General features: G+C 35.1%; 10 protein-coding genes and 1 pseudogene. 5 read left to right on the top strand and 6 right to left on the bottom strand.

Translation table 11 applies throughout. The annotated features are described in order from the left end of the window. Positions 1–44: 44 nt before the first annotated feature. The 3 genes from BTHG_RS01680 to BTHG_RS01670 all read right to left on the bottom strand — a co-directional run bounded on the left by BTHG_RS01680 (position 45) and on the right by BTHG_RS01670 (position 2,688). On the bottom strand, positions 45–1,019 hold the full coding sequence (locus BTHG_RS01680) for an NAD(P)H-dependent flavin oxidoreductase (RefSeq protein ID WP_010281287.1): 975 nt from the start codon (positions 1,017–1,019) through the stop codon (positions 45–47). Between the two features lie 386 nt (positions 1,020–1,405). Next, on the bottom strand, positions 1,406–1,735 hold the full coding sequence (gene csaA / locus BTHG_RS01675; RefSeq protein WP_010281285.1) for a chaperone CsaA: 330 nt from the start codon (positions 1,733–1,735) through the stop codon (positions 1,406–1,408). A 146-nt stretch (positions 1,736–1,881) separates the two neighbouring features. Continuing rightward, on the bottom strand, positions 1,882–2,688 hold the full coding sequence (locus BTHG_RS01670; protein ID WP_010281282.1) for an MOSC domain-containing protein: 807 nt from the start codon (positions 2,686–2,688) through the stop codon (positions 1,882–1,884). A gap of 729 nt (positions 2,689–3,417) precedes the next feature. Here BTHG_RS01670 and BTHG_RS01665 point away from each other — a divergent pair. After that, positions 3,418–3,936 (top strand): ferritin, encoded by a 519-nt coding sequence (locus BTHG_RS01665; protein WP_010281280.1) that lies wholly within the window; start codon positions 3,418–3,420, stop codon positions 3,934–3,936. A 221-nt stretch (positions 3,937–4,157) separates the two neighbouring features. After that, a complete protein-coding gene (locus BTHG_RS01660; protein WP_010281276.1) occupies positions 4,158–4,493 on the top strand; it encodes a L,D-transpeptidase in 336 nt (111 codons plus the stop codon). A 58-nt stretch (positions 4,494–4,551) separates the two neighbouring features. On the opposite strand, the gene BTHG_RS27765 is transcribed toward BTHG_RS01660, so the two are convergent. Further along, positions 4,552–5,067, bottom strand: coding sequence for a CBO0543 family protein (locus tag BTHG_RS27765; RefSeq protein ID WP_010281273.1), 516 nt, complete (start codon positions 5,065–5,067; stop codon positions 4,552–4,554). Between the two features lie 284 nt (positions 5,068–5,351). Between BTHG_RS27765 and BTHG_RS01650 the strand changes: the two genes are divergently transcribed. Beyond that, on the top strand, positions 5,352–5,819 hold the full coding sequence (locus BTHG_RS01650; protein WP_010281270.1) for a hypothetical protein: 468 nt from the start codon (positions 5,352–5,354) through the stop codon (positions 5,817–5,819). A gap of 373 nt (positions 5,820–6,192) precedes the next feature. Here BTHG_RS01650 and BTHG_RS01645 read toward each other — a convergent pair whose 3' ends face one another. After that, positions 6,193–6,732 (bottom strand): DUF5412 family protein, encoded by a 540-nt coding sequence (locus BTHG_RS01645; RefSeq protein ID WP_010281268.1) that lies wholly within the window; start codon positions 6,730–6,732, stop codon positions 6,193–6,195. Between the two features lie 190 nt (positions 6,733–6,922). Between BTHG_RS01645 and BTHG_RS01640 the strand changes: the two genes are divergently transcribed. Beyond that, on the top strand, positions 6,923–7,336 hold the full coding sequence (locus BTHG_RS01640; protein ID WP_010281266.1) for a hypothetical protein: 414 nt from the start codon (positions 6,923–6,925) through the stop codon (positions 7,334–7,336). Positions 7,337–7,507: 171 nt separating this feature from the next. Next, positions 7,508–7,638: pseudogene (locus BTHG_RS26610) on the top strand (aldo/keto reductase); the annotation flags it as partial. A 155-nt stretch (positions 7,639–7,793) separates the two neighbouring features. Here the strand turns inward: BTHG_RS26610 and BTHG_RS01635 are convergent. Continuing rightward, on the bottom strand, positions 7,794–8,441 hold the full coding sequence (locus BTHG_RS01635; protein ID WP_042341505.1) for a 2OG-Fe(II) oxygenase: 648 nt from the start codon (positions 8,439–8,441) through the stop codon (positions 7,794–7,796). Between the last annotated feature and the right edge of the window lie 345 nt (positions 8,442–8,786).

Below are 8,786 nucleotides of genomic sequence, written 5' to 3'. Positions count from 1 at the left end.
GTGCTTACTCCTAAATGCTAGGAGTAAGCACTACTATAAAATCATCAAGCAAATACTTCACTTGTCTTTAGTAATTCGTTTCTTGCTTCTATATATTCTTGATGGAGCTTATGAACAAACTCTCCAGCACTTGTCACTTCGTTAATCACACCAATTCCTTGGCCACTTCCCCAAATATCCTTCCAAGCCTTTGATTTTCCATCTCCACCAAAATTCATTTTTGATGGGTCACTTTCAGGAAGATTTTCAGGATCTAAGCCGGCTGCACGAATCGATGGAGCAAGATAGTTTCCATGAACACCAGTAAATAAATTGCTATACACAATATCATCAGACGTGGATTCAACAATAGCTTGTTTGTAGTCCTCAGATGCACGCGCTTCATGTGTAGCGATAAACGGTGAACCGATATAGGCAAAATCTGCACCCATAGCTTGTGCTGCTAAGATTGACTTACCACTTGCAATTGAACCAGCTAACGCTAATGGACCATCAAACCACTCGCGTAATTCTTGTACTAACGCGAATGGACTTTTGCTTCCAGCATGTCCTCCAGCACCAGTAGCAACGGCAATTAGCCCATCTGCTCCCTTATCAATTGCCTTATGAGCAAACTTATTATTGATGATGTCATGTAACACGATTCCCCCATAGCTGTGGGCAGCTACGTTAACTTCTTCTCGAGCACCCAAGGAAGTGATGATAATCGGTACTTTGTACTTCACGCAAAGTTCCATATCATGTTCAAGTCGATCATTTGACTTATGTACGATTTGGTTAATTGCAAATGGTGCAGCAGGACGCTCAGGGTTTTTTGCATTGTAATCTGCAAGCGCCTCTGTTATCTCAGCTAACCATTCATCTAATTGTGAAGCTGGTCTAGCATTTAGTGCAGGCATAGAGCCAACAATCCCTGCCTTACATTGCTCAATCACAAGCTTTGGATTACTAATAATAAACATTGGTGAACCGATAACAGGAATCCTTAAAGACTTCAGAATTGATGGAATGTTTGACATGTTATTTCCTCCAATTTCAAAACATTTTTATTGCAATTGTTGTGCAGCAATCATTTCGATTACGAAAAGAAATTAGCTACCTTTATACAGTGGGAGTAAACGTTTTCAATTGTCCTTCTATATAGTAATACTATATTTATAGGGTTATAGTCAAACCATTTTCCGAAATTATAGAAATATAGAACAATTTGGATTATACTTATTCAAACGAATTTCATATCCGATTTTCTTTCACTTCCGTTCTAAGTATGCTCAATTCACATTCAACAAAAAGGGTACTATTCCTTCTTAAGGTAAGCACCCAAACATTCATTTCTGCATGAACAAACTATGCTATTTTCAAGTGCAACCAAAATACTCATTTAGGTTGCAATGCGCCAAATTTTTTAAGCTATTGGAGTTCCATTTTTAACTGGTTGATCTGGCTTTAATAGCACCACGTCACCTTCTTCTTGAACTCCTCCAATGACTAATACCTCTGATTTAAAACCTGCGATACGTCTTGGAGGAAAATTTACTACTGCAACTACTTGACTACCAACTAGTTGTTCTGGTTGATATCTTTTTGTAATTTGGGCTGAAGACTGTTTAAAACCCAATTCACCAAAATCAATTTCTAACTTTATTGCAGGTTTTCGTGCCTCTGGGAAAACTTCTGCTTTAACAACAGTACCTATACGGATATCCAATTTTAAAAAATCCTCAATTGTTGCCATAAATACTCCTCCATTTTTACACCTTTTCAAATTCTATTTACTGCATAATTGAATTATTCTTGCCTTATAAGACTACTATTGACAAAGTTTTGGTGTGATAACCGTTGTAGAATCAATAATAGCAAGACTGAGAGTAATTTCGTTGCTCAATCAATCTCTACTCTGTCCCCAATGCTTACTTTTCCTGGCCTAACAACGGAGGCATAGATTCCGAAGCCCCCGGCATTATTTCTCACAATCGACCGTAGTACATTGGGATCTTTGGGTAGGTCTCCTTGAGCCAATGTTGTCATTATACATCTCTTCGTCTCCTGAGATATTTTCAACTGAACGCTGCCAATTGTTAAGATCTTTCCCACCCACTCTTTTTCGATAAAACTGTCCGTATCCGCAACGTCAATAATCATATTCGGCCTAAACCGTCGTGGCTCAATTCTGCTTTCCGGTGCAAGTTTCCTTAAGTAATTGATTGTTGAGGTTGTAATAATATGAACCATATCAATATCAAAAAACGTATCAGTAGGTGAAGTTCTCGAAAAAATCGTCCCTCTGTTTTCGAGTTCCTCTATTTCTTCAGGAATATAGCCCTCAAATTGTACATCAACACGTGAAGGAGTTGACAAATGAACGTTTCGATTAAAACTGTTTGAGAGCAGTGTATTTTTTTCTTCATCTGTGCTAACAATCGAACGACCATCTGGTAAAGTAATTCTTACGGGTGGAATCTCTCCATCCTTCTGTGGGGGCTCGATAAAATTAGACCGGTACTGAAACATGTCCGGCCATTTCTTAGGATTTTTAGCATTAGCAAGTTTTCCAGTCTCATTATCAATTACCCCATAAGCTCGGTCTCCTACTAACCCCTTTTCTGTAATTTCACATGCATTTAACTCCTCCCCCATCATTGACTTAACAGGGTACCTCCAAATTGAAGCAACCTTTGGGGATGCCATACAAATCACCCTTCCCATATGTAATGAAAGACACGTCTTATATGTAAGTATATTAGTTTTCGGAAAATTTGCAAAAGAAAGCACTGCGGAATTTGAATTAGTAGGTCGGTTCACGCTTAGGGGATTAGGCTGAGCACAAGAGCTGATAAATAAACGGAAAGATGCCTCATAATTTGTATTTATTAATAAAATAGGCTTATATAGTCGGACAGATTCCGGCCATTGTCTTAAAGTATATGAAAATGAGAGATTTTTCTTTGTATAATCGGAAACCCTCCCCTTATTCCCCCAAATAGAGCTTCATTCTGCATTTAACCAGAATACTAGCTCTTATTTTATTTTTGTTTATACACTTAAGTGCAAGACATCATAATCTGAAAAATCCAAGAGAACCTCATTTTGACGTATTTCTTACACTTTACTTCCTCTTAGCAATGTTATTTTTGAAATAATTAGTTCATCCTTTATATGGTGTTTTGCACCTTAAAACAGTACCCGTATACGAAGACAGCCTTTTTAAATATCCTACCTAAAAGACCTGTATGTTTTCCTTCCCAAAATAAGGATGATAACTGATTCAATGTGGGAATAAGGCATTTTTTTAAAATTGTTAAGTAAAATTCCTCTGATACTTTTTCGCCCAAAAGGCGTAATCCAAGGTACCCTTATCTGTTTTGTTTATAAACTAAAGTTATAACGTAACTTAAAAATAGAATTGGAGTGGAGAGTATGAACGAGGAGCTTCAAAAGCTGTTCAATAATTTAATTCAAATTGAACATATTTCAACGACATTATACCTTGCTATGTCTTCATATATGGGGAGACTGAACTTAACAGGTATGGCCCGCTGGCTAAGATTGCAATCTGAAGAAGAAAGAACCCATATGCTTAAATTAATTGATTTTGTTGTAGGTCGTGATGGCACTGTACAACTCAGTACCATTCCTGCCCAACCTAGTGACTTCGGTACGCCTTTAGAAACGTTTCAAAAGGTTTTAGCACATGAGCAATTTGTTACAAATTCCTATCGGCAGGCTTATAACTACGCTAATCAAGTAGATCCACAAGCCGGTGTCATCATACAGGAGTTTTTAAGAGAACAAATTGACGAAGAAGCACAAGCCAAAACAATTGTTGACCGCCTTAGACTGGCCGAAAATAATCCTTCCGCCCTTTTATTATTGGATCAAGAACTGGGTGCTAGAACAAATACAGCTACTGCCGCCCCTACACCGCCTGCAGGATAAAAAAGTTTATGAATTCGTAATTGAGTAAGAAAACAAGGTACGAACATAAAAAAACTGCAATGTTATTGTCAACCACCACCCGCTTTGGTGGTTATTTTTATGATGGTAAACTGGAAAAGTAAGCAGTCTTGTTTTCTCTTCTCATAGATTGTTCAACTCTCTGATAATTAACAAAAGCCTAGGTTACTTCATACACTATTCAAAAAATGGAGCTGATTTTCTTGGCGAAATGGATTAACGTATCTACATCAAAGCATCAATTAAAACTTTTTGATGGAAACAGGCTGATAAAATCTTACCCAGTTGCAATTGGAAAGATATTGACACCAACGCCTACTGGGTCTTACATGATTATGAATAAACAACCTAATCCCGGAGGACCATTTGGAGTACTATGGATGGGATTGTCAAAACCTCATTACGGTATACATGGAACAAATAACCCAGCTTCAATCGGTAAAAATGTATCACATGGATGTATTAGAATGTACAATCATGATGTTCTAGACTTATCATCTAAAGTTGCCATTGGTACTTGGGTTGTTATTCATAAATGATAGTGTTAATCTCGGAAAACCAACGCTCTTAGCTAGGACACTAGAAATAACCTGTAATTTAGAGTATTGGGACATGAAAATAAAGTACAAAAAATAAGATAATGGGAATCGAGGTGAGTAGAGCTAAAACTGGTTTTTTGTAATGGAACCAAAGCATTGGAAAAAGAATGAAATTAAAACCTACTGACCACCCAATTGTCCAACCATTTTGGTGAGAAACTAAATTCAAAAATTGTAAATTTATATATTCTATTAGTGAATATAAAGTTACCCAGAATATAATCCAAATAATGCCCTTATAAATCCCCTTTGGGAATTTACTAAGGTATATCAACACTGTTGATGGGTAGGCAACAAACATGATTAATAAGGAAATAATGGTATGACTTGAAAGGAGATTTTCAGCAAATATGGTCTCTTTATACTCCCACATTATATAATCATGACAAATAAAATTGTAAAGTAAGTCGCCAAACCATAAAAACAAAATTGTAGAATGGTACTCCCTCCAGTTCCTCCAATCCCCCCATCTTAGTGAAGCAACAAGAAATATTCCATTAAAAATCAAATGCATGTAATCAGCTCCACATTTTTCTGATTACTATTTTATCCATATTCTGTAAAAAATAATGATAAATTTTATTTCATGAGTAAAATCCTTCTCTTCAAGATTCATCAAAACCCCAAATCTGGTTGAACTATTCTTCTCCTTTTGTGATGACTTTTAAAATAGGTAAACTCTTCCTTTCTCGGGATAACCTCCCTTAATTGGCTGATTTGAAGTTTCATACAGTATCAATTTTGGGATACGTTAATAACAAGAAAGTTAGCCTATATTGGGAGAAGGATGTTAATGTTATGTTATTAAAGGTTCAAAAGATATCTAATATTGTTATGGTCTTACTTGCACTGTCGACAGTACCTTTTATTGGATTACAACATGTAAAGCGATTCTTGCCTGTTTCCATTCTTATCGGATGTATAGAGGGGATAACTGCCTTAATCGGAAAAAAACGTAGATGGTGGGTTTTTTATAATAAACCACAGTCATACCTCCTTAATGAGCTCCCTTTTAATATTGGTATGTTTTTGGTATCTTCAATTTGGTTAATGAAGTGGTCATATGGAAAGTTCACAAAATTTGTCCTTCTAAATGCAATTGGTAATGCTTTATTTGCTTATCCATTCGCCAGATTCGCAAGAAAAATTAAGTATTTCACATTGGTACGTCTTACTCATTTACAGTTTTTCTTTTATTTCTTTTCTAAGGTATTTCTGTTCTATGGATTACAATACTTATTTGAAAAGTACAAAAGTCGCACTTAAAATATGCTAATTTTTTTAGCTTACTATGGAGTGTAACAAAAAAAGTGCCATTATCCCTTCTTGGTTCAAAGCATCCGAATCTATCTTTACATGTAGTGTTTCAAAAATTTAATTTATCCTTTACTTTTCTTCTTTTTTCCATTTGGTATAGGTGTATTTGAGGGTTCTAATTGCAATCACTATTAATAGTATGGTTTGTATGAATGCTATCTTTATGGGAACAAATAAAATCCCCAAACGATTATCAATATTGCTATCGGTATAAATGCTAAATTCCAAATAAATTTCCTTTTATAACACCAGCTCCAGTAGGTCACCTTTACACCCCTTATAAATAGTTTATCTATGAAGGAAATTTTTGCTTTATACTAAATCAATGATAGCCAAAAGTTTCCCCTTCTTTTAAATTTAGAATATGATTGTTTATCGACACAATATCATTGCTTTGCCAATCCACGCTAACATCTTCCATCCTTTTTTGAATATAAATTCTTTTTTTAAACCAAAGTGGACCATTTAATTCTCCTCTTATTCCAAATGTGCCCGTTGCGCCTTGGTCCCAGCGATAAAAATCAACTGTATAGTCACCATTAGGAGAATGTATGGTTTTAACATGTTTATTAGCTTCCATTGAAGAAAAAAGAATCGTAAATAAGAGGGTTAAGGAAAGAATAATCGATAACAACAATGAAAAAATGACGGTTAACCACCCTCTTGTGAATGCCAACCAATTACTTTTATCTGTTAACCCTATAATCCCTAAGATGAGGGCTAAAGCACTCATGCCAAGTAGGATGTAATTGGGAGGTGCAAGTAACCAAGTGCTTTCCAGATAAGAATAAAATGCGTAGATTGATAGCCCTATGCAAAAGAATGTTAAATGGAATGACCATAAATTATATTTTACTTCCATACTTTCCCCCAATACTTTCAATCCTCTCTCAAATCACTTACCTCCTGGGGAACACATCCCCTTTTACAATTGCAATATCCTTACTTATGTATATTTCCTCTTTGATGAATTTTCCTTCTGTATCCTATTTTCGCAAGAAGGTGTTTCACCTTATTTTTTAGGGAACAATACCTTTGAGGTGGTAGCAATGATGAGAAAGGTTATAGTATGTTTCTTTATTTTTCAACTCATTTCAACAAATGGTATCGCTCAAACGAATCAGCAAATACAAATATTCGATATAAATCAAGCTAAAGTTGTAAAACATGTAGCGATTAATCCAAACATACACCAAGAAGTTGAGACTTTTCTAAAAAATATAAATGGAGTATATGTTAAATACAATCCCATTCCAGCTAAGGGAATCATGATTAGAATTCCTGTAGAACCTACTATTATGATAAGAAACAAATGGTTTGATGATCTTGTGGATGAAGTCACAATTATTTTTCCAGAACAAGAAAAACCATATTTAATGCTGTTTGACGATGAGAACAAACCCTATTTCTTAACATTCAAGGGCAACACAGCAAAAATCTTGGAATTAATGAATTTTACATTATAGACCTCAGCGAAAATGAGGTCTTTTTCATTTTCTCCATTTTCCTAGTTTTATCCAAATGTCAAGGGTTTTCAACTATTTCTTTGCAACATTAAGATAAATCAAATATATATGGATTACAAAAATCTAGGGCGAAATTATACATAATTCTACTAGAAAGAGTGGAATTTTAAGATGGAATATACAAAACTTGGAAATACCGGTTTAGATGTATCAAGGCTTAGTCTTGGATGCATGAGATTTGGAGATGCTACGAATGGCTTCATCAATGGGTACTTGATGAAGAAAACTCACGTCCTCTTATTTGGTCATTATTAATTTGAACAATTTTAAAAAAAAGCCGTTATTCCCTCAAAAAAGAATAGCGACTTTTTTATGAAGGAAAGACTCACTTAACAAGTAGTATTTCCACTTGTACAGTGCCTTCCAAAATTCGAAGATAGCACCTGTCCATATTGGTCTATTTCACTCTTTTCCTTCTCATCCATTGGGTCGCAGCCCACTTATCTCCGACGATAACAGGTGCTCCACCATGTAGGGTTAATTCATTTAATGTTTGATCATTATAGAAGTATTCAAAATACACGGCCATCCCCTTCTGTGGAGATACTGAAAAATGAAGCTTTGGAAAATATGTTTCTCCCCCTTGTTCCACATCGCTTAAATACATAACAAGCGTACTAATTCTAGGGTTGTTTATAGCGTTATGAGGAGAACTGAAAAAGTCAAAATGAGATTTATATTCTTGCCCGACCTGATAGTTTAAAATTTGTAGACCTTCACCATATTCAGTTGGTATATTCATAATTTGCGAGATTCTTTTTTCAATTCTAGAAACGATGATGTTTTCATTTTCTTCTATGAATGTACTGCTGCTTGTTCTCATGTTATCTACATTCGCATTGGCAATTTTAGAACGATTAATTCGATCCTTAGACAATCTAATCAACTCATCACATTCTTCATCACTTAACACATTTCCTAAAACCACAATTAATGGCTCTTCCAACTTCGCAATTATCTGTATGTCGCGATCATCTGTAATGATTTTATTGCCAATATGACTAAAAATAGTTGGTTCTTTCACAGGTACATTTGTAGCATCCATTGTCAACTTTCATCAACCTCTTCAATCATTAGATTTTTTTATATATGGATTGATATCACAGAAAGCAGTTTATTCGTTTTTTTCCTTTGTACCTCCGTTTTACAGAATGGATGTCAACGTTTACATAGTTCGTTAAATGTGAACTACTTTTTTTGCTTTTTTATTTTACACCCTGAAAGGTGATTTTTCTATTATTTTTTTGAAAAAATACTCTTGTTTTACGATAACACGAGACAAAAAAACCTAGATACAATCTAAAAATAGTAACTAGGTTTCACTAGAGTGAAATGATTTATAAGTGATTCTTTTTGTGTTGTAAGTGGGACCACGGGAACCGGCCCCTGG

Origin of the sequence: Bacillus timonensis (assembly GCF_000285535.1) — a bacterium.
GTDB lineage: Bacteria > Bacillota > Bacilli > Bacillales > Bacillaceae_L > Ferdinandcohnia > Ferdinandcohnia timonensis.
The sequence above is the reverse complement of the archived record's forward strand: the minus strand, read 5'-3'. Positions and strand labels throughout refer to the sequence as shown.

Excerpts from the sequence above, each read along its gene's own strand:
- BTHG_RS01680 (WP_010281287.1), bottom strand. The coding sequence starts at position 1,019 with ATGTCAAACATTCCATCAATTCTGAAGTCTTTAAGGATTCCTGTTATC.
- csaA (WP_010281285.1), bottom strand. The coding sequence starts at position 1,735 with ATGGCAACAATTGAGGATTTTTTAAAATTGGATATCCGTATAGGTACT.
- BTHG_RS01670 (WP_010281282.1), bottom strand. The coding sequence starts at position 2,688 with ATGGCATCCCCAAAGGTTGCTTCAATTTGGAGGTACCCTGTTAAGTCA.
- BTHG_RS01665 (WP_010281280.1), top strand. The coding sequence starts at position 3,418 with ATGAACGAGGAGCTTCAAAAGCTGTTCAATAATTTAATTCAAATTGAA.
- BTHG_RS27765 (WP_010281273.1), bottom strand. The coding sequence starts at position 5,067 with ATGCATTTGATTTTTAATGGAATATTTCTTGTTGCTTCACTAAGATGG.
- BTHG_RS01650 (WP_010281270.1), top strand. The coding sequence starts at position 5,352 with ATGTTATTAAAGGTTCAAAAGATATCTAATATTGTTATGGTCTTACTT.
- BTHG_RS01645 (WP_010281268.1), bottom strand. The coding sequence starts at position 6,732 with ATGGAAGTAAAATATAATTTATGGTCATTCCATTTAACATTCTTTTGC.
- BTHG_RS01640 (WP_010281266.1), top strand. The coding sequence starts at position 6,923 with ATGAGAAAGGTTATAGTATGTTTCTTTATTTTTCAACTCATTTCAACA.
- BTHG_RS01635 (WP_042341505.1), bottom strand. The coding sequence starts at position 8,441 with ATGGATGCTACAAATGTACCTGTGAAAGAACCAACTATTTTTAGTCAT.